General features: G+C 63.0%; 24 protein-coding genes. 22 read left to right on the plus strand and 2 right to left on the minus strand.

What is annotated here, in order from left to right:
• Positions 1-2: 2 nt before the first annotated feature.
• Positions 3-434 (minus strand): type II toxin-antitoxin system HicB family antitoxin, encoded by a 432-nt coding sequence (locus FNA67_RS01175; protein ID WP_147654773.1) that lies wholly within the window; start codon positions 432-434, stop codon positions 3-5.
• A 45-nt stretch (positions 435-479) separates the two neighbouring features.
• A complete protein-coding gene (locus FNA67_RS01180; RefSeq protein WP_147654774.1) occupies positions 480-674 on the minus strand; it encodes a hypothetical protein in 195 nt (64 codons plus the stop codon).
• Positions 675-763: 89 nt separating this feature from the next.
• Here FNA67_RS01180 and FNA67_RS01185 point away from each other — a divergent pair, with 89 nt between their 5' ends.
• The 22 genes from FNA67_RS01185 (at position 764) to FNA67_RS01290 (ending at position 20,292) form a co-directional block, all read left to right on the plus strand.
• On the plus strand, positions 764-1,642 hold the full coding sequence (locus tag FNA67_RS01185; RefSeq protein WP_147654775.1) for a DNA adenine methylase: 879 nt from the start codon (positions 764-766) through the stop codon (positions 1,640-1,642).
• The gene (locus FNA67_RS01190) at positions 1,639-2,595 is read left to right on the plus strand and encodes a helix-turn-helix domain-containing protein (protein ID WP_147654776.1); all 957 of its coding nucleotides are present in this window, start codon (positions 1,639-1,641) and stop codon (positions 2,593-2,595) included. The genes FNA67_RS01185 and FNA67_RS01190 overlap by 4 nt, the downstream gene beginning before the upstream one ends.
• A gap of 26 nt (positions 2,596-2,621) precedes the next feature.
• The gene (locus FNA67_RS01195; RefSeq protein ID WP_147654777.1) at positions 2,622-3,470 is read left to right on the plus strand and encodes a hypothetical protein; all 849 of its coding nucleotides are present in this window, start codon (positions 2,622-2,624) and stop codon (positions 3,468-3,470) included.
• A 125-nt stretch (positions 3,471-3,595) separates the two neighbouring features.
• On the plus strand, positions 3,596-3,889 hold the full coding sequence (locus FNA67_RS01200; protein WP_147654778.1) for a hypothetical protein: 294 nt from the start codon (positions 3,596-3,598) through the stop codon (positions 3,887-3,889).
• 111 nt (positions 3,890-4,000) lie between these two features.
• Positions 4,001-4,573, plus strand: coding sequence for a hypothetical protein (locus FNA67_RS01205; protein ID WP_147654779.1), 573 nt, complete (start codon positions 4,001-4,003; stop codon positions 4,571-4,573).
• A 153-nt stretch (positions 4,574-4,726) separates the two neighbouring features.
• Positions 4,727-5,362: a hypothetical protein gene (locus FNA67_RS01210; RefSeq protein ID WP_147654780.1), complete on the plus strand. Its 636-nt coding sequence runs from the start codon at positions 4,727-4,729 to the stop codon at positions 5,360-5,362.
• Positions 5,359-7,332: a phage terminase large subunit family protein gene (locus FNA67_RS01215; protein ID WP_147654781.1), complete on the plus strand. Its 1,974-nt coding sequence runs from the start codon at positions 5,359-5,361 to the stop codon at positions 7,330-7,332. Before FNA67_RS01210 ends, FNA67_RS01215 begins: the two co-directional genes overlap by 4 nt.
• Positions 7,329-8,795: a phage portal protein gene (locus tag FNA67_RS01220; RefSeq protein WP_210246419.1), complete on the plus strand. Its 1,467-nt coding sequence runs from the start codon at positions 7,329-7,331 to the stop codon at positions 8,793-8,795. The genes FNA67_RS01215 and FNA67_RS01220 overlap by 4 nt, the downstream gene beginning before the upstream one ends.
• Positions 8,796-8,933: 138 nt before the next feature.
• Positions 8,934-9,209 (plus strand): hypothetical protein, encoded by a 276-nt coding sequence (locus tag FNA67_RS01225; protein ID WP_049707349.1) that lies wholly within the window; start codon positions 8,934-8,936, stop codon positions 9,207-9,209.
• Positions 9,209-10,123 (plus strand): S49 family peptidase, encoded by a 915-nt coding sequence (locus tag FNA67_RS01230; protein ID WP_049707350.1) that lies wholly within the window; start codon positions 9,209-9,211, stop codon positions 10,121-10,123. Before FNA67_RS01225 ends, FNA67_RS01230 begins: the two co-directional genes overlap by 1 nt.
• 117 nt (positions 10,124-10,240) lie before the next feature.
• A complete protein-coding gene (locus FNA67_RS01235; protein ID WP_147654782.1) occupies positions 10,241-10,714 on the plus strand; it encodes a hypothetical protein in 474 nt (157 codons plus the stop codon).
• Position 10,715: 1 nt separating this feature from the next.
• Complete coding sequence (locus tag FNA67_RS01240) at positions 10,716-11,096, plus strand: head decoration protein (protein ID WP_147654783.1); 381 nt, start codon at positions 10,716-10,718, stop codon at positions 11,094-11,096.
• A 13-nt stretch (positions 11,097-11,109) separates the two neighbouring features.
• Positions 11,110-12,120 (plus strand): major capsid protein, encoded by a 1,011-nt coding sequence (locus FNA67_RS01245; protein WP_147654784.1) that lies wholly within the window; start codon positions 11,110-11,112, stop codon positions 12,118-12,120.
• A gap of 123 nt (positions 12,121-12,243) precedes the next feature.
• Positions 12,244-12,762: a V-type ATP synthase subunit E family protein gene (locus tag FNA67_RS01250; protein ID WP_147654785.1), complete on the plus strand. Its 519-nt coding sequence runs from the start codon at positions 12,244-12,246 to the stop codon at positions 12,760-12,762.
• A gap of 2 nt (positions 12,763-12,764) precedes the next feature.
• Positions 12,765-13,121, plus strand: a complete 357-nt coding sequence (locus FNA67_RS01255) for a hypothetical protein (protein WP_049707355.1) — start codon at positions 12,765-12,767, stop codon at positions 13,119-13,121.
• Between the two features lie 4 nt (positions 13,122-13,125).
• Entirely contained in the window at positions 13,126-13,938 is an 813-nt protein-coding gene (locus FNA67_RS01260; RefSeq protein ID WP_049707356.1) for a hypothetical protein, read from the plus strand.
• On the plus strand, positions 13,935-14,483 hold the full coding sequence (locus FNA67_RS01265; RefSeq protein ID WP_147654786.1) for a phage baseplate assembly protein V: 549 nt from the start codon (positions 13,935-13,937) through the stop codon (positions 14,481-14,483). Before FNA67_RS01260 ends, FNA67_RS01265 begins: the two co-directional genes overlap by 4 nt.
• A 13-nt stretch (positions 14,484-14,496) precedes the next feature.
• On the plus strand, positions 14,497-14,700 hold the full coding sequence (locus FNA67_RS01270; RefSeq protein WP_145976849.1) for a hypothetical protein: 204 nt from the start codon (positions 14,497-14,499) through the stop codon (positions 14,698-14,700).
• Positions 14,697-15,089, plus strand: a complete 393-nt coding sequence (locus tag FNA67_RS01275; protein WP_049707357.1) for a GPW/gp25 family protein — start codon at positions 14,697-14,699, stop codon at positions 15,087-15,089. Before FNA67_RS01270 ends, FNA67_RS01275 begins: the two co-directional genes overlap by 4 nt.
• Positions 15,090-15,092: 3 nt before the next feature.
• Entirely contained in the window at positions 15,093-15,953 is an 861-nt protein-coding gene (locus FNA67_RS01280; protein WP_147654787.1) for a baseplate J/gp47 family protein, read from the plus strand.
• Positions 15,954-15,955: 2 nt separating this feature from the next.
• On the plus strand, positions 15,956-17,071 hold the full coding sequence (locus FNA67_RS01285; RefSeq protein ID WP_147654788.1) for a phage tail protein: 1,116 nt from the start codon (positions 15,956-15,958) through the stop codon (positions 17,069-17,071).
• On the plus strand, positions 17,071-20,292 hold the full coding sequence (locus FNA67_RS01290; RefSeq protein WP_147654789.1) for a DUF4815 domain-containing protein: 3,222 nt from the start codon (positions 17,071-17,073) through the stop codon (positions 20,290-20,292). The genes FNA67_RS01285 and FNA67_RS01290 overlap by 1 nt, the downstream gene beginning before the upstream one ends.
• Positions 20,293-20,296: the final 4 nt, after the last annotated feature.

The following is a 20,296-nucleotide window of genomic DNA, read 5'->3' on the forward strand; positions in this document are numbered from 1 at the left end:
TGCTAGGCCGCTTCCACCAACACCACCAGCCGCTTGCCCAGCACCTTAAGGCCCGCCTCGAGCGCCTGAATCTTGGTCTGGTGATAGGGGTCGCGCATCCGCGCCACCTCGTTCTTGGCTTTGCCGAGCCTGGCCGCCATTTCGGCGAGCGAAAGCCCGCTTTCGTCGAAAGCTCGGATGAACGCGAGCTTGGCCGACGTGCTGGCCGAAACCGGGATCAGGTGCTGATCCTTGGCGGGCTTGGCCTTCGCGCTCGCCGGCTCCGGCAGCGCCTTGCGGTCGTTCGCCATGGTGAGCAGCATCACCTCGAGCGCGTCCTGCGCGTTCTCGATCGCCTCCGCCAGATCCTTGCCGGCCGATACCGCGCCGGGCACATCCGGGAACTGCACGAGCCATCCGCCCTCGTCGGGCGTGAATTGAGCCAGGTAATGCATTGTCCTGCCTTTCAGTCCTCTGCGAACTTAGATCAGAAGCCGGGGCTATTTAAGCCCCAGCTGCTTGCGGATCAGCTTCTCGTACATCGGGGTTATCTCGCCCGACTTAACGGTCGTCTGCATGTCGCCAAAAAAGACGATGCAGTGGCCGCCCTTGCCGCGCCCCATATTGACCGAGAACGGCACGCCCATGTCGCGGGCTTCCTTGTTCAGCTTCTGGATCAACTGGTTGCGCTTCATCGCTCGCTCCGTTCGATGACCTTTACATCGCACACATTTATGTGTACGGCAAGCGAAAACGGACACAAAATTGTGTGCGGGGGATTGCGATGAAACCGATGCGACCCGTGCTGCGCTGGCACGGCGGAAAATGGTTGTTAGCGCCTTGGGTTATCGAGCATTTCCCTCGGCACAGAGTGTACGTCGAACCGTTCGGCGGAGCCGCCAGCGTGCTGCTTCGGAAAGAGCGCTCTTTCGGTGAGGTCTATAACGACCTCGATGATCAGGTGGTGGCGTTGTTCCGGATTCTGCGTGATCCCGCCAAGGCCTCCTTGCTAGCCGACGCCATTCGGCTCACGCCTTTTGCGCGGCGGGAATTTGAAGCCGCATACGAGCCTGCCGATGATGAAATGGAAGTCGCGCGCCGGCTGATTGTCAGGGCGTTTATGGGGTTTGGGTCCAATGCCCATTCCGCGAGCTCGCGATCACGGACGGGCTTCCGCGCGAACTCTTGGGCGTCAGGCACGGTGGGCCCGCGCGAGTGGGCCACCTATCCAGATCACCTGCGTGATGTCGTCGATCGGTTCAGGGGCGTTGTGGTCGAGCATCGCGAAGCCCTGGACTGCATGCGGCAGCATGATGGGCCGGAAACGCTCCACTATGTCGACCCACCCTATGTCGCTTCAACGCGGTCTCCTGCCAACAAGTATGACCTTAAGCACCGCATGTATCGTCATGAACTGACAGACGCGGACCACCAGGTCCTGCTTGCTGCCCTGTGCGGCCTCAGTGGGATGGTTGTGTTATCCGGCTATCCTTCCCCGATCTACGAGAACGCGTTGACCGATTGGAGGCGCGTGGAGCGCATGGCCCTCGCCGATGGCGCTCGGCCGCGCACCGAAGTGTTGTGGTTAAACCCTGCCTGTGCGGCTCGACTCCGGCGCGAAGGTGTCAGTGAGCAACTGGCACTTGAGGGGCTCGAAGTATGACCCTCTCAGCCGCCATCGTTAGGGAGCTTGTCGCCGCCGGCTTGGCCGGGCGGGACCTCGTTGCCGCCTGCGAGCGCATCGAGGCCGCCGACGCGCCTGGCCGGTCGCCTGCGGCCGTCCGGCAGGCCCGGTACCGTGCGCGCCAGCGTGAGCTTGTGGCCTCGACAGCCGAGCCTGTTGGCCGGATTGAGGTGGCCGAGCGTTACGTAACGCGCGTAACGCCTGAGCCGGCCAATTCTGACCGGGTCGCCGCTCCCGCGGTGCGCTCGACCATCGATAAGCACGCCGCCCGACGCGGGGTGAATGCCGCGCCTGGATTGTCGCCATCTGCGCGCCGCGTGGCCCATCAGCTTATCGATCACTTCAACCGCGAAACGGGGCGATGCGACCCCTCACATGGCCGGTTGGCGGGGCTTTGCGGCCTTTCCGAGCGCTCGGTGCGGCGCGCGGTTGCGGAGCTCGATGCCACCGGCCTGATCGAGCGGCGCCGGCATGGCGGCCGTTATCATGCCAATGCCTATGCGCCCGATTGGGGCCGGCTCGTCGCGCTCGACAATGGCCGGCTCCCGGGCAGCGTAACACCCGTAACGCAACGGCCGGTTTTGGCCACCGAGCAGGCCAGAATTGTCCGCCAAACCCATATAGAGAACCTAGATTCAAGATCTGGGTATGTGGCACCTCGGCGGGCGCGTCGACCCAACCCTGCCCAGCGGGAAATGCTGTTGCCGGTGCCATCGTCCAGCGCAGCGCGGGAGGCCGCCCATCGGCGCCTCTGGGACGCAACCAATGCCCATCTGCGCCGGCTTGGCTCTAGCGATGCATATGCCAAGGCGCTTGCGGCGCTCACCGAGCAGGATTGGGACCGGGGCACTGACGCCGAGCTTCGTCGCCAAGGCTCTGGCCTTGCCGTCTTGCTCGCCGGCACTGGCCCGCCGATCGCGGCAACGGGCTAGCGCCGGTGGGCGTGGATGGATCGGGCATGGGCTTTGGAAAATGGAAAGAGGCGGAATTGACGGGCAAGGCGACCAGAAAGCGGATGGATGTCGAACGGCTGATCACCTGGGCTTTGCGCGATCAGGGGCTCGGCTGGGTGGGCAAGGAACGCGTCCGCGAGGATTTCTCGGATTACGGCACCTTGATCGATGATGGCGGCTATTCCGGCTCGCACCCGACAATTGGCTTGCTCTGCGACGACGACGCTGAGGCGGTCAAATATTGCATCGACTATGAGCTGCCGCGCGAAGCCGGCGCCTTGGTGATCCAGTATGGCCGCGCCGCGCTGCGCCCCGAAGCCAGCGACTCCGATCCGGTCAAGGAACCTTTGCGGGCACGCAATGGCAAGCCGCGCTGGCACTACGCTATCCCGGGCGACACCAAAAGCCGGAAGCTCGCCCCGATGATGGATGAGCACAAATACTCGGCCGAGTGTGAGTTGGTCGAGTTCCAGCGGGCGCAGTATGGCCTGTGGTGGCAGGCCTTGGTTGATCTCGTTCCTGTCCTCAACCGTCGCCTCGATCGGCATTACGCCACGGGCCCGGATGCTCCGAAAGAGCCCTGGCTGGTGTCGGCCCCGATTGAACCGCAAGCGGTTGTCGCTGATGCGGATGGCGACGTTGATGTCGATGATGAGCCCGTTTCCATTTCGCTCGATGAGCGCCGGCGCGCAGCTGGGGCGCATGTCCGCTCGGTGGCCGGTGATTGGGGTGCGCCAGGTGCGATTGAACCGGCCGGAAAAGGTCCGCTGACCATCGTCTATGCAGCACCGGAAAAGGCCCGGAAGACGCCTCGGGGCGAATCGCGCCGGGGAGGGCGGGCCCGGACTTCTTGACTTCCGCTTATAATTTGCGGCACATGAGAGGCATCCCAATAGGGATTCGCACGCGCTGCGGCCAACCGGCCCGGCGCGTTTTTTGTTGCCTGCGATTTCCTCCCCTTCACACACAGGAGTTTGCCATGCGCATCACCCGACTGTTTTCCGTCTTCGCCGTAGCCATGGCGGCGGTGCTCGCCGTCGTCGCCCCCAGCTATGCCGTCGCCCCTTCGGTGCTGACCTTCGATTACGTTCCCAATTTCGTGCTCGACCAGGCCGACACCGCACTGCAGCTCGATGGCATCGCTCACGTCGGCCTGGTCGCCGAAATCGGCCCCGACAGTCAGTGCTTTCTGGCCTTTGGTGAGCGCGCCCATCTCCATGATCGCTATTCGGCCGGCGCGTTCGCTGCCGATACCTGTCCGGTCCGCATCTAGCGGGGTTCCTTACCGGATTGGTGGCGCCGCCTTCGGCGGGAGGGCGGCGCCGTTTCCTTCTCCGACTTTCCCTCAATTGCGGGAAGGTTCGACAAGGGAGCGAAAGCGACGATGGCGACGGTATCGGTTCATTGGGCAGACGACACGCTCAAGCACTATGCCGAGCTCATTTCCCGGGTGGATCGGGAAAACCCGGTCATCATGCCGCGTATCGTCAACCAGGTGGGCAACCGGGCCAAGACGATCGTCATCCGCAACCTGACCAAGCAGACGGGCCTGCCGCGCAAAACCATCGTTAAGGCTGTGGGCGATCCGTCGAGGGCAACGGCGGGCAAGCTCTCCTACACCATGGTGACGCGCGGTGGCTTCATCCGCGTGAAGTATCTCGGTGCCCGTGAGGTTCGCGGCGGCGTTCGGGCCAAGCCCTTCGGCAAGTCGACGCTCTTCGAGGGCGCGTTCATGAAGGGCGGCACTTTCCCGCGCCGCGTCAACGTGCCAGCCTTCAACGGGCATGCTTATCGTCGGCTGAACAAGTCGGGCACCAAGATCACGCAGGTCCGCTCGCAAGTCCGCATCCCGCACGAGATGACCACGGGTGCGACGGTCAGGGCCTTCGAACAGGTCGCGGGCCCGCTCCTCGAGCAACGCGTGGTGCGGATGCTCGGTCGGTATTTCGCGAAATAGGCGGGCGGGCCCCCACCCCCGGGTTAGGGACCGTATCCGGCCCCACCCCTCCTGCGGGTCGGCGCGACTGCCGGATTTCGCCAGTCTGACGGCTTTTTACGAGCCTAAACAAATGAGCCTAAAGAGCTAAACAACCGATTTGAGCCGCTAAAGATGGATGCGCAGATCGTTTCAAAGGGCGAGTTCGCGAGGATGATCGCGGTCTCGCCTGGGCGCGTGAGCCAGATGATCAGCTCCGGCATGATCGGGCCCGACGCCCTCGTCGGCGAGGGGCGCATGGCCAGAATTCGAGCTGCGCTCGCGCTCTCTCAGATCAAGAGCCGCCGTGACATTGGCCAGGCGCTCGGTAATGGGTTGGGTACGCGGCTGGAAGAAACCGCAACCGCGCCCGCTGATTTCGGGCAACAGCCGCCTGCGGACGATGAGCCCCGGGTGCTCGGGACCGAGGAACTCATAAAGCTTGAGCGCCTGGCAATGGAACGCCGGCGCAACCGTCAGGCCGAAGAGGATGACGCCAGACGGCGCGGCGAGCTTATGGAAACCAAGCAGGCGCGAGCGGAAATGACCCGCATGGCGACCTCGATGCTCCAGTCGTTCGAGGGCGCTCTGCCTGATTTTGCAACCGCCCTGGCGGCAAAGTTCGAGTTGCCGCAGCGGGATCTTCTTCACGAGCTGCGGAGGAGCTTCGTCGCTTTTCGTGCAGCAGCAGCGGAACGGGAGGCCAAGCGCGCGGCCGGCTTGCCCGCGCATCGTGAGGCCGTGGTCACGAAGGGTGAGTTCACGTCATGACCGAAATGATCGTGACCGTGGCGAATGCCGAGCGCGTTGGTGCCGAGATTCTCGCCGACGTGCTGCTACCTCCTCCGCCCGTGGATTACTTGAACTGGGCGGTAGAGAACATCGAGTTCTCGAAACGCGAAAGCCAGTTCGCCGGTCCATATAACCGCGAACTCTTCGGGTATTTCGACGAGATTCTGCGGGCGCTTTCGCCCGACGATCCCTGCCGTATCGTCACGCTGATGAAGAGCGCCCAGCTCGGCGGTACCGTGCTTGCCAATATCTTTGTCGGCGGCTCGATCGATATGGACCCGGGCGATGTGCTCTACGTCCATCCGACCGAGGGAAACGCCCAGCGCTGGAGCAAGACGAAGCTCGCGCCGATGCTCAAAGGCACCACGGCGCTCGCCAAGCTCTTCCCGATGAAGAGCCGGGATGGTGCCGATAGTGTCCTCTACAAGGAGCGCGTCGACGGGAAGGGTGCCATCATCATAGGCGGCGCCAATTCGCCGGCGTCGCTCTCGATGATCACCGTCAGTCGCCAGGTGCAGGACGATCTCTCGAAATGGGAGATGAACACTGCCGGCGATCCGGAGGTGCAGGCCGATAGCCGCTCTCGCGGCCGGGAAGACGCGAAGATCTTCAAGATCTCCACCCCGTTGGTGGAGCCTGGTTGCCGCATCACGGAAAACTACAAGCAAGGGTCCCAGGAGCGGCTCCATGTTCCATGTCCTCACTGCGGGCACATGCAGGTGCTGGAGTGGGAGAACTTCGCCGCCAACATCGACGAGGCGCATCCAGAGAATGCGCACTTCGTCTGCGCCGATCCGGAATGTGGCGGGGTGATCGAGGAATACCATCGCGGCCAGATGATTGCCGGCCACGAGTGGCGGGCCGACAATCCATCGGCAAAGAGGTTTCACCGGTCGTTTGAACTCTGGTCCGCCATCTCATTGCTCCAGAGTTTCGAGCGAGTGGCGCGCGAGTGGATCGGGGCGAAGGGCGATCCTGCCGCGGAACAGGTGTTCTTCAATGATACCGTTGGGCGCGCTTACCGCACGCTTGGGGAGGCGCCAGGCTGGGAGGCGCTGCGCGATCGGGCTGCGGAATCCACGTACGATCGGGGCCATATCCCGGCAGGGTTTCCGATCGTTACCTGTGGAATCGACTGCCAGCAGGACCGCGTGGAGTGGCAGGTACTGGCCTTCGGTCGCGATCGGAAGCGGGCAATCGTCGATTACGGCGTCTTCCCGGGCCACATCAGCGAGGAGCGGTGCCAGCTCGCTCTGAACGGGTTGCTTGCGCAAACCTGGCCGAATGCATTCGGTCGGCGCATTGGGCTGGACCTGACAGGGATCGACGGCAACGCCTTCACCGAAGATGTCTGGGACTGGGTGAAGAAGCATCCAACGTCGAGGGTGATCATGCTCCGCGGCGTTGGTTCTGAAGCGGCACCCTTGCTTGCCCGGGTCAAGCGGGAGCGCGACAAGCAGGGCAAGCTCGTGAAGTGGTCGCGCCGGTTCTACAACTTCGCGGCGTCGGTCATGAAGATGGGCCTTTACCGCAACCTGGTGAAGACCGATCCCATGCAGCGGGGATACGTGGCTCTGCCCAGGGGCCTCGAGGATGAGTTCTTCCGCCAACTCACGGCCGAGAGCCGGAAGCCGGAGCGGAACAAGAAGACCGGCTTCGTCAGCTACAAATGGGTCAAGGCCCCAGAGCAGGCGAACGAAGGTCTGGACACCCACCTGCAGGCGGAGGCCACGGCCATAAAGTTCGGCGTGCGCTCGCTGCCGGATGCGCTGTGGGATCGCTACGAGGCCGAGCGTGAATCTACGCCCGAGCCAACGCAGGGTGACATCGAAGACCTCTTCAATGCTGTCGATGCAGCCCCAGCAGACCGCCGGGCTACCGAACTGCCCAAAGACAATGCCAGTTCGGTTGCTTCGGCGCGCGAAAAATACAGGAAAAGATCGAGATGAGGGTGCCGAACGTCGGGCGGAAGGCCGGGCCGAGCAGTGCTGAGAATGCGCCGCCGCGCGTCCGCGCAGGCTACCTGCGGGATACTCGCTCAGGTGTCATCCAGTCGCGTCCGGCGATTCTACGTGAAAGTCGCGATGAGATTCGCCGTGCCTGGCGCCGCTCGGCCGCGCTCGCCATGGACATCATGCAGAATTCGGGCCGCCTGCGCGGTGCGGCGGACCAGGTGATTGCCGACACCGTCGGTACCGAGCTCAACCTCAACTTGCAGCCGAATGCCAATGTCATGGCGCGGTTGGGCTACGACGAAAAAGAGATGGCCGATTTCGTAAAGCTCGCGAAGGAGAGTTGGAAGCGTTGGGCGTGGAACCCGCGCGAATGCGATCTCCGGGGCAAGTTCACCGTTCCGCAAATGGTCGATATCGGCCTGCGCTGGAACATGGGTTTTGGCGAGGTCACGGGTACGATCGTTTACCTGTCGCGTTCTGAGCAGCAGAAGTACGGGATCAAGACCGGCACGAAGGTGTGCCTCGTCCCGCCGCTGCGCCTCGTCCAGGATACCAACAGCCTGGAGAACCTGTTTCAGGGTGTCTACCACGACGAGTACGGCCGTCCACATTCATACCTCTTCGAGGAAAGCCTCAATGGCTTCAAATCGAAGCGGCGGTGGCCGGCCATGGACGCTGCCGGTCGCCCCGTAGTCATGCATATTTTCGACCCGGTCGATGCCACCGATGTTCGCGGCATCTCGGTTCTTGCGAGCGCGTTCCGGAAGCACATCCAGCACGAAATGCTGGACGATGCCACGTTGCAGACGGCGATTCTGCAAACGCTCTTCGCGGCCACGCTAACCAGCCCTGCGCCGTCTGCTGAGGCATTCGAAGCCATCGAGGCCATGTCATCGTCGGGCGATGACGGGAAGAATATCGGCGAGGAACTACTTGGTCTGCTCGGTGCGCAGCTCGACGCCGCACAAGAGTCAGGTATCCACTTCAGCGGCGATCCTCAGGTGTCGCACCTTGCTCCTGGCGAGGAATTCAAGCTCCACGGTGCCCAGACGCCTGGTGCTCAGTACCAGCCGTTCTCGGATGCTCTCAGCCGAGACATGGCGCGTGCCATCGGGATCACGTATGGCGGCCTGACTATGAACCATTCGGCGGCGACCTATTCGAGCGTCCGCATGGAGAACTCCTCGATCTGGCCAGTTGTGTTGCGCCGTCGCGAACGCATAGCGGCGCCCCAAGAGCAGATGATCTTCGAAGCGCATCTCGATGAGGAGATCGGCGAGGGGCGTATTCCCTTCAAGGGGGATACGAAGCCTATTTCGCCAATCGGTCTGCAATCTGCTGGTCGCAATGGCATGGGCCCAGCCGTCCGACGGCTGACGATTTCAAGAGCGCCAAGGCATCGACCGAGCGCCTGCAAAACGGCACGTCGGCGATCGAGATCGAGTCTGCTGATCTAGGAATCGATCCCGAGGAGCTCTTCGAAATGCGCCTCAAGCTACATCGCCGATACGTCGATGCCGGCATGGTATCTCCCTATGCCCCCAAGGCGTCGGCTCCGAAGGATGACGGCCAAACTCTAGAAGGTGATTCAAAGGATGCCTGACGACAGCGCGAACATGATCACCATCGGTGGCGTGTCGGTCGATATTGAACAGCCGTGTCTCGTTCTTCGCGAATTGCGGAAAACGGAGATTGCCGTCGCGGCAGGCGAATCCGTTTCCATGACGCGTTTCGACCAGGATGAGGTTCGGTTCACCCCGGCCACGATTTCCGGCCTTGGAGGGCTGATCGCCAAGTACGAGCAGCTCTGTGCCGCGTCACAGGGGAAACGCCGCCGTGGCGCGCGGGTAGTTCGCTGGGGAGTTCGCTGATGTCACTCGATCGCATTTCCAATCTGATCTTCGACCAGCCCCATCTCTACCATCCGCGTAAAGCAGAGACATTCGTTCACGCGTTTGGGCCCCGCCTCACTGGTTACCAGGTTGCCCTGACGAACGGCATGGGCGGTGTGGATCACACTGCCTTTGCCAATGGCCGCCCTTCGGCTGCAATCATCGGGGATGGCCTTGGTCGCGCGTATGACCGGAAGGGGTATTCGACATTCGATGTTGTGCAGGGGGTGGCGATCATCGGGGTTGAAGGGACGCTCGTTCAGAAGGGTGCCTGGATAGGCGCATCTTCGGGTGAAACCTCCTACCAGGGCCTTCAGACTCAGATTGCACGCGCCTCTGGCGACCACATCAAAGGGGTGGTTTTCGAGGTTGATAGCTTCGGCGGCCAGGTTAACGGCGCTTTTGAGACAGCGGCCATGATCCGCAAGCTCTCCGCGCAGAAGCCCACCATCGCGATCCTGACCGACTACGCTTATTCGGCCGCCTATCTGCTCGCCAGCCAGGCTCGCCAGATCATCGTGCCCCAGTTCGGAGGCGCCGGATCCATCGGCGTCGTCATGCTTCACGCCGACTGGAGCGGCAATCTCGAGCAGGACGGAATCAAGGTGACCTTGATCCACTCGGGAAAACACAAGGTGGACGGCAATCCTTATGAGCCGCTGCCGGCCGAGGTGCTTGCGCGTTGGCAGTCGCAGTCCGACCAGATCCGCGATCGGTTCGCCGAGGCGGTTGCAACTGGGCGTGGCAAACGCCTTTCCAAGGCTGCTGCGCTCAAGACGGAGGCGGAAGCCTTCACAGCGTCCGAAGCGGTTGAGCTCGGCCTCGCCGATGCCGTTGGCGATCCGCTCGCCGCATTTGATGCCTTCATCAAGGAAGTCAACCGAAAGGCCTGATCCATGTCCAACTCGATGTTGGTCGCAGTCCGCGAGGCAGTCCTCGGGGACCCGACCGAACTTACCCTGCGCGATCCCGATAGCGGGCTCGCCACCTCGCACCAAAGGAGTGTTCCCATGAGCGAGATTCCCGGAAAGCCCGCTGCCACAGTGTCGGGCATCACCCAGGCCGCTGCGTCGGCACTTGGCATCGCCCAGGCGGACGCCGATGCCGTCGTTGCTAGTGCCGTAAGCAGCGCTCGTAACGAAGGCCACGCTGCCGGCGTGAAAGAAGCCTCGGCGCGCTTCTCGTCGATCTTCGGCGCCGTCGGCATTGCCGGTGACGGCAAGCGGATGGCGGCGGCCATGTCCCTCGCCGAGAAATCGCCGGCCATGTCGGCCGATGACGTTGTGACCTTTGTCACAGGCAACGTGCCGGCGGCCTCCGTCGAGGCACCTGCTCCCGGTGGCGACGGCAACGCGAGGAGCTACGAGGCCAATCGGCTTTCCGCCGCCGGCCTCGCCGCTCCGGGCGGCCAGCCCGCCAAGAAAAACGCCAGCCTGAGTGCGTCGGCAATCTTCGCCGCGCGGCGCCAGCAGAAGGGAAACTGAAATGGACATCAAGGTGCAAGGTCCGCGCGACCTCGACTTCGTGCTGTCGGAGGCATCGGGCACCCGCTCGTATGAAACCGTCACGATCAAGGCCGGTGCAGGGAAGCTCAAGCCCGGCACCGTGCTGGGCAAGATCACCGCGGGGGGGAAGTATATCCCCAGCCCTGATGCCGAAGTCGTCGGCTCCGAGGGTGCGGAAACGGCCGTGGCCGTTCTCGGCTACGCCACCGACGCCACGACCGATGACACCCTCGCCGTGGTCATGAAGCGGGATGGCGAGGTCAAGAAGCCGATGCTGGTCTTTGCCGCCTCGGTCAATACCGACAACAAGATCGCGGCCAAGCTTGCGCAGCTGGCCGCGGCGAACATTCACGCCCGATAGGAGGGGCACGCAAATGGCTGGACATGACGTCTGGGATGGTGACGGCTTTACGCTCGAGTCCCTCACCGCGGCGGTAAACAAGGAGCCGTATCGGCCGGGGCAGGTGAGCGCTCTCGGTCTTTTCGAGGAAGACAGTGTCACGACGACCGTCGTGTCGATCGAGGAACGGGAAGGCAGGCTTTCCCTGGTCGAGCCCTCCGAACGTGGCGGCGCCGGCGAGACGACCGGCGACGACGATCGTCGTCGCATCCCGTTCGAGGTCGATCACTACCAGCGCGATGACTTCGTCAAGGCAGACAGCGTGCAGAATGTGCGTGCGTTTGGCGAAGAGGATGTGCTCGAAACTCTCCAGGAGCGCATCGAGCGACGGGCAATGGGGCACGCGCAGGACCTGACCATGACGCTGGAGCACCAGCGGGTTGGCGCCATCAAGGGCATCGTCACCTCCAAGTCCGGCAAGACGCTCCATGATCTCTACAGCCGGTTCGGCATTGCGGTGCCGGCAGCGGTGAGCCTTGAACTCGACGTCGATACGACCAAGGTCGGCTCACTGTGGCAGGATGTGGTCTATGGCCTCGAAGACGATCTCGACGAACCGTACTCGGGTATCCACGTTCTGACCGGTCGCGACTTCCATCGTTCGCTGTGGACGCACAAGTCCGTGCAGGAAACCTTTCTCTATCACAACGGCGCCGCCGTGCTCCGCCAGGATGTTCCCGACGTCTTCGAGTTCGGCGGTGCGACCTGGGAGCGCTACCGCACTGGCGCGAAGGCAACCGCCAATCTCGGCGCCCCGTACATCGGCGCGACCGAGGCCCGCGTTGTGCCGAAAGGCGTGCGCGAGCTCTTTATCACCAGGTTTGCTCCGGCCGACTATGAGGAAACGGTCAACACTCCGGGGCTGCCGTTCTACGCCAAGCAGTACCCGTCTCGAAACGGCAAGGGGCGCCACCTCGAGGTGCAAAGCAATCCGATCTCGCTCTGCACGCGCCCGGGCATCCTCCGGAAACTGACCCTTACCTGACCTCTCCGCTCCATCTAACCCTTCGAAAGAGCCCGGCACTGACCGGGCTCTTTCGTTTCTGGCGGGCGCTTGGACGAGAGCCCCCGCTTGAGACGAAAGGAAACTGAAATGTCCAAGTCCAAAATGAAGCTGATTGCCTTCCCGCATGGTGGCAACATTCCAGCTGCGTTTTCAAAGACCGGCCGTGCCGAAAAGGCCGGCGCGCACGCCCCCATCGAGGTGGCTGCCGAGTATGCCGATCAGTTGGTTGACGACCGGTTTGCCTACCTCGTCGGCGGCAAACCTCCTGTTCCCTCGGCGAAGGTCGAGAGCCCGGAAGAGGCTATCGCGCGCGCCAAGGAGATCATGGGGAGGGCGGAAGCTGACGCCAAAGCTGCGCTCGACGCGGCGGAGGGCAAGGCAAAGGAAATCGTGACGGTGGCGGAGGGCAAAGCCAAGCAACTGGTACTCGACGCCGAAACCTCGGCAAGCGCTAAAATCGGCGATGCCGAGGCGCGCGCCAAGGAGATCATGGGGAAGGCGGAGGCTGATGCCAAGTCTGCGCTCGACGCTGCCGAGGGCAAGGCCGAGGCGATCGTTGCAGACGCCGAAGCGGTAGCCAAGGCTGCCAAGGCGGCGGGCGGTCAATCCGGCGGCGCCTGATCATGCTTGCCGCCCGATATCATGCCTTGCGCGATCGCACGGTCCGTGCGGTCGATCGCGTCCTCGCCGAGCCGGTGAAGATCGTCAAGGCTGGTAACCCGCCCTTCGAAATCGAGGCCACACTGCGCACTGGCGACCAGGCAGGCATTGACCGTTCCGCGCGGTCGCAGGCATTTCAATCCACCATGGTTGGTGTCTCCGCCCGCCTGCATGTCGATGGCGCCGCGTACCCTGGCTTTTCGCTCTCGAAGGGAGACCGGGTGCAAGCCATCGCAAGGCGGGGCGCGCCTTGGTTCGAAGTGTTGAACACGGATCCGCGCCAGACCGCGCGGATCATCGTCAACCTCACCGAGGGCTAGGCCAATGTCGCTTGTGTGGGCTGGCCTACGCATCGCCGCCGTTGAGGCGCTCAAGGGGCGTACGGAAGCCGGCAACGAAGTACTCGATAGTGAGATCGGCGCTATTGAACCTCGTGCCGACGGCACCGTCGATATTGGTATTGAGCGGCGCTATGTGGCTGTCTACACCCAAGCCGGCGACGTCGAGGCCGACAGCCTCGATCCCCGTGCTCTCCTTGAGGGCGGAACGGTCGAACTTCTCTTCGAGGCCGGTGTCACAGCCACGATGCATGTCCGTGACGAACAGACGGGTGCGCAGCAGATTTTCGAAGGCATCCCTTCGACGGATGCAAATTTCGAACTCTACCTCGACCTCATATTCCGCCAGGTTACCAATGCATTGCTCGATCCCGACAATGAATGGGCCGAGATATGGCGATCCTTTGTCCTGAGGGTTGTCAAGGTTGAGCGCTTCAGGATCGCCGACGCGCAAAACGTTCGGCTTGCGGGTCGCCAGATGAAAGTCATCTGCCAGGTGGTGGATGACCCTCTTCAAGGCCAGCGGCTGGATTCCGCAGGCGCTTTGTCGATGCTTCTGGCCAGGCTCGAGGCGAGCGATGACGAACAGAACCGCAATCGTGCGGTGCTCCTGAGAGCCGCGATCGGCGCGCCGGGGCAGCCGGACTGGCGATCAGCTCAGCCCGCGCAAGGTATGACCGGAAATGAGTTCGCAGCACTCGGCCTCCAGCCTCCGGCTACCGATGATGGCAATGACCTGGTGGGTGCCACGGAGCTTGTTCTCGAGACCGATCTCGGAACCGTTGAAGTGACGCCATGATCAATCACTTCATCGAGCTCAAGGCGGACATTGAAAGCCTCAAAACCGCCTTTGGTGCGGCGCTGCGCGTAGGGGCAGTCGCGGCCGTCGACGCGAAGAAGGGCTTTCGCGTCAAATGGGGCGAGGATGGTGACGGGCGACCTTTCCTTTCACCCTGGTATCCTCATCCGGAATCGGGCGGCGCAACATCCACCTGGATGCCTTTGAGCGAGGGCCAGATCGTCGGCATCATGAACCCCGGCGGAGATCCGAGACAAGGGGTCCTGCTGCGAGGGGGTTTTTCGGACGTCAATCCTCCGCCGAGTCAGAGCCTTGATGAGAACGTGATTGCGTTCGGTTCGGTGCGACTGACCCTGCATCGCGACGGGCGCATCGTGGTGGATGCGGGTGGACCCGTCACCATCAACTCACCGGAAATCCATCTCGGTGGCGAGGGTGGGCAACCTGTCGCCCGGGTTGGTGATCTCGTTGAAGTTGGAAGCGGCTCCTCGGCCGGCATGTGGCCGATCGTCGAGGGCTCTTCCGTCGTTAGAGCAGTCGACTAAGAGGACCAGTGACATGAACAAGACTTGGTACCGCGCGGCCCCGGGGGTCGAGTGGGTGAACGGCGCACGCGTTCCGGACGATGGGCGGGTGCATCTCACCGCATTTGAGGCGTCCTATGATCTGAGCCTCGATCGTATCTCTCCCGATCCCGGAGACGAGGTAGCGCCGGCAACTCCTGGCAAGCCACGTCCTCGGGGCGTGAAGGTGGTCGAATGACCGGTATTGACCGGCACACCGGCGCGCGCATTGACAACTACGCCTCGGCACTTCAGGCGGTCGAGGTTGCGTTCTCGACCTCAATTGGCGAGCGCGTGATGCGCCGGCACTTCGGCGCCGGCCTGATCGAACTGCTCGGCCGCGCCATGACACCTCGGCTTTTTGCTGCATGGAAAATCCTCATGGCCGTCGGCATTGATCTTTGGGAGCCGCGTTTTCGCGTGCGCAGCGTCTCCGTGAACGCAAGCCCCGAAACACTTCGCCTCGGCAGCGCGTCCGTTGCGGTTGAAGTCGATTGGCGGCCTCGCGGTCATCTCGGGGATTTCACCGTCGAGGGCGTGCGTTCGTTCTCGATTTCGTTCGGCGGCTCCCGCGTGCAGGTGTCGTAGCTCATGTCGCTCCCTCCGGAACTTGCCAACCTTCCGCCGCCAAGCATCCTTGAGGCCATCAGCTTCGACGCGCGTTACGGGGAGTTGAAGGCGAAACTCGTCCAGCTCTTTGACGCTGCTGGTATCGACTACGACGTCGAGGACCTCGAATCCGATCCTGCGCAGATCCTTCTGCAGGTGGCGGGCTTTCAGGACATTCATCTGCGGCAAAGGATCAATGAAGCTATCAGGTCATGGTTTCTCGCCTATGCTGAGAACGGCGATCTCGACGTGCTTGCACAATGGTACGACGTGGCGAGGCTCGGCGGCGAAGCAGATGATGCTCTGCGCCGCCGGATCGTCATCAACATCCAAGGGCGCTCGACAGGTGGCACTGAGGCCCGATACCGGGCGGTGGCGCTCGGTGCCGATGTGCGCGTCGCAGACGTGGCTGTTTACACTGAGGGTCGTGACCCGACGATTCATGTTGCGGTGTTCTCGAGCGACAACTCGGGCATGGCGGATGCTGCCTTGCTGGCGAACGTCGATGCGGCGCTCCAAGCGCCGGCCGTGCGCATGGTCAACGATACAATCGTCGTCGCCAGTGCGGCCCAGTCGGAGATTTCTGTTACCGCCAGGGCGTGGCTTTTGCCACAGGCGCCCGAGAGCACCATCGCACTGATGGAATCGAATCTGCGCCGGGCATGGAAAGCTGCCATGCTTCTTGGGCGCGATCCCGCACGCTCCTGGATCACTGCCCAGTTGCAGGTTGATGGCGTTCAGCGTGTTGAGCTGCTCGAGCCTGCCACCGAAATCGAAATGCCCTTCAACCAGGCAGCGGCACTCGGGACGCTGACCATCCTCAAGATGGGTCGAGCCTACTAGTCATGACGTCAGCACTTCTGCCGACCAATGCCACGCCATGGGAGCGCGTGCTGGCCGACGCCATGTTGATTCCGCCCGTCGTATCCAGCGCGATCACCGCGATGCGGCGCGTAAAATACGTCTCGCCCAGGCCATCCATGTTGCCGTACCTGGTCTGGGAATACGGCCTAGGCGAACTCACGCCGTACGTTCCCAACCTTTACAACCTGATCGATCAGGGGGTGCGCTGGCAGCGACTGCGCGGCACCGTCAGCGCCGTGGCTGTCGGCCTGGCCTGGGTGGGATATTCAGCAACGCTGGAAGAGGCCTGGACGGGCCGGCGCTTCTGGAATTCGTTCCAGCTTCGCTTCCCGTCGTTGCCTGTGCGGGACCTGCCCGACCTCGAGCAGATCGAGGGCGTCACAGGCCTTTCGGTGCCAAAGAGGTCGATCCTGCGGCGGGGCGTCTTTCAATACAACGTTGGCGCCGTGGAAGCCGAAAGCACGCGCCTGGATACTTCCCTTCTCGATCACGAGAGTGGTGTCGCGGTCACGCAAGCCGGCACGATCTGGTCATTCGGCCGCACCCATTCGTTCGATCACACGCTCTCCGAAGCGGAGGGGCAGACCATTGGCAACTGGCTAGAGCCGGTCGAAGGTGGGCCACTACTCTGGATGAGCATCGAAACCCCCTGGGAGGAGGCAGAGTTCGCCTGGGACGAGGATGCTGCGTCGCAGAGGCAATCGGTCATGGCGGGGTGGTTCGTCGGACAGGCCATCCACTTGCGGCTCGCGGATGCGGAAGGGGCGACGATCGGGTATCGGCGCTGCCGAGCCGTTCGGGCGGTTCGCCTGGAATTCGATGGCGCCTACGCTTTCGGTGCAGACACATACAACCCCCTGCCGGGCGGCGGTCTCCTCTACCTCGAGGCGATGACCCAGTTCGGGGACGCATCCGAAATCACGTGCGGCCGGATCAGTGTCCTCGTCGGTGCCGCCCGGGCCGCCGGCGTCACACCCGGCCGCCTCTGGCTCGAACCGGACGAGCTGGTCGGCGGCAACGAGATAGCTGAGCAGGTCGTCGACATTCCCCTGCGCGCCACCGTGCGCGAGCAATTCAAAATTCTGATGAGGTTCTGATGGCATTCGAACATCCGAGTGGCCTTCCCTATGCGTTCCTGCGCGCCCGCGGGCAGCGCAGCCTGCAAGGCGTCACCTTTTACGGTCGGCGACCGTTCATCCAAGGTGGTGAACTCAACGACCTGCAGGAGATTGCCCGGGCGCGCCAGGAGCGGCTGGGGCGTTTGATCGCCAACAATGGCGACCGTGTCGTAGGAGGGCTTGCTCTGGTCGATCGGGATGCGGGGACGGTCGTTCTCACCGATGGCGAGATCTACATTGCCGGCGATGTGTTCCCCGTCGAGCAGGCAACGCTTGGCGACGTCCCGATGGCTGGCCGCGTGGAAATTGGCGTTCGCCTCGTGCGGACCTATGTCACCGGTGAGGATGACCCGACCCTGCTGGGTCTCGTGCCAGGCTCATTGGCGGAGGGCGAATTGGGAGCGGCGCGCGAGTCCGTCTCGATCGCCTGGGCCCGTGAGGGCGATGGCGGCGCCGGAGAATTCTACCAGGTCTATGTTCTTCAGGATGGCACGATTCTCGACCAGACGCCGCCGCCGCTCCTGGACGGGATCGCGCAGGCCCTTGCTGTCTACGATCGTCCGAACGGACACTACATCGTCAAAGGGTGCCGGGTGACGGCCCTTGGCCAGAATGCCGGCAACCAATTGTTCTCGATCGAGGAGGGCGAAGCCAACATCTTCGGCTTCAAAGTGACCCGATACTCTGCACTTCGCCACGCGGAGCCTGAGGATTGGGACGTCGCGGCAGTCCCAGGAGAAACGCACACCTATGCCGGCGGTGCTACCCAGACCGTCACGGTCGACAAGTTTCCGATCGACGAAATAACGACGATCCTGCTCACCAAGCAGAAGACCGTCACCCTTACGCGTGGGGCCCTGGCCAACGGTATCGACGGATTGCCGGACAGTTCCGTGATCGAGCTCGTCAGTGTCACGCAGGGTGCCACCACCTACGTGCAGGGCGCTGACTACAAGCGCACGGGTTCCGGGGTAGACTGGGCGCCGGTCGGCGCCGAGCCGCTTGCGGGAAGCACCTACCAGGCGACCTACAAGTTTCGCGACAGCGTGGCGCCTACTGCCTTCACCGAACGGACGATAACAGTGGCTGACGGTGTCGCCGGCGGCGACATCATCCTGGCGTACACGTATAAGCTTCCGCGGATCGACGTGCTCGGCCTGCTGCCGGACGGTTCTCCCAAGTACATCCGGGGGGTGTCGGCGGAAAGCCCGGTGATGCCGTCGATCCCCTTCAACGTACTGGCACTCTGCGAGATCCGCTACGACTGGATGGGAACGCCGCAGGTGGTCTCCGATGGCATCCGCACGGGGGTGGTCATGTTGTCGGTCGCGGAAATGGCGCGGTACTGGCGTGTCATCGAGGGGCATGGGCGCCTTATCCAGCTTGAGCGCCTCAAGTCCGGCGTCGATCAGCGGGACCCGGCCGCCAAGAAGAACATGTTCGTCGATCCCTGGGACAGTAACTACTACCGCGACGAGGGCGTGGCTCAGTCGGCAGCGATCGGCAACGGTATCATGCAGTTGGCAATCGAACCCACCTTCCATGACGTGGTGCTCGACACCCCGATTACTCTCAATTGGGTGGAGGAGGTTGTTGTCAGCCAGTCGCTCAAGACCGGGTGCGACAAGATCAATCCTTACCAGAACTTCCTGCCGCTCCCCGGGGCACTCGCGCTCACGCCGGCCGCCGACATCTGGAATCAGACGACGACCCAGTGGGCGGCAGATGCGACCATCGAGTTTCAGCGTGGCGTGCAGTCGTGGGGCGGGCCGCTCGTTACACAGCAGGTTGAGGTTGTCAGCCTGGGCTCGCGGACCGAAGCGCTGCCCAACCTGCGGGTCCGAAACGTGACATTCAAGATTTCGGGCTTCTTCCCGGGCGAGAACCTGGATGCGCTCGCCTTTGATGGCGTCGACATCAAGCCCGCCGGAGTCCAGACCGCCGATGGAAATGGCGAGATCGTCGGGTCATTCAACGTGCCCGCCAACATCCCTGCCGGCACCAAGACGGTGCGCGCAGTCGGGCAGGGAGGGACCGAGGCGGAGGCCTTCTACACCGGCCAAGGCACCCTGACGGTCGAAACGCTGCGCCGCGTGACGACGGTCAATCGCTGGGTGGCTCCTAGCTGGACCACGGGTGGCGGCGGGGGTGGTAGCGATGGCAGCGGCGGCGCCAGTAGCCTGTCGAGCGACCCTCAGGCGCAGATCTTCATGTTGCCTGCGTCCCGTCAGCTCCTGGGAGTTGACTTCCATGTCTGCAAGGTCGGCGATCCGGCCAACCACATTCTCGTGCACCAGGTGTCGGTCGAGAACGGCACTCCAACAACGGAGCTCCTGGCGGAGGCACTCGTGTCGATGACAGCCGCAGCGGTAGGTTGGAAGGGCGCCCGCTACCACCTGCCGGTCACCACGCCAAACGATCGCGACCACGCTTTCGTCATCAAGACAGACGATGGCGAGCACTCGATTTCGCTGGCCGCTCTCGGCGGGTTTGATGTCGAGGAACAACGCCCGGTGACAACGCACCCATATCCGATCGGGCCTCGCCTATCGTCAGTCAACGCGCGCACCTGGACGCCCCACCAGAGCGAAGCGCTCACCTTTCGCCTTGTGGCAGCTCGCTACCCCGCGACGACAAAGACGGTCGAGTTGGGCACTTTCGATCTCGTGCACTGCAGTGATTTGCAGGTGCGCGCCCTCGCGGAACTGCCGAGCGCCGCCTGCTCGGTGGTGTTCGAGGTCGAACGCACCAACGGTTCGATCTATCGTCTTCTCCCGTTCCAGGTGCTCCAACTCGCTGAGTGGATCACCGAGACGGTGACGCTGCGCGTCGTACTTGCCGGCACTGAAACCATGTCGCCGATCCTCTACGCGCCGATCCAACTCATCGCCGGCGACGTGCTGACCGAGGCCACCTATGTCAGCCGTGCGTTCGACCTCAACACTGCGGAGCGGGTATCGGCATACGTCAAGGCGTCGCTGCCTGCCGGCTCTGCCTTGGCGATGCATTTCGATCAGGCCGACGACGACTGGCAGGAGCTCGATCTCGATGCCACCGAGACCTCGCCCGATCCTGCCTGGGTCGAGCGCAATTACACCAAGTCAGGGCTTACGGGCCCGGTGATGCGCGTGAAGCTAACATTGACCGGCGGGGCGGCAGCTCGGCCCCGCGCGGCCGATTTCGGTCTCGGCGTGATGTAGGGGG

It is taken from the genome of Youhaiella tibetensis (genome assembly GCF_008000755.1).
Taxonomy (GTDB): Bacteria; Pseudomonadota; Alphaproteobacteria; order Rhizobiales; family Devosiaceae; genus Paradevosia; species Paradevosia tibetensis.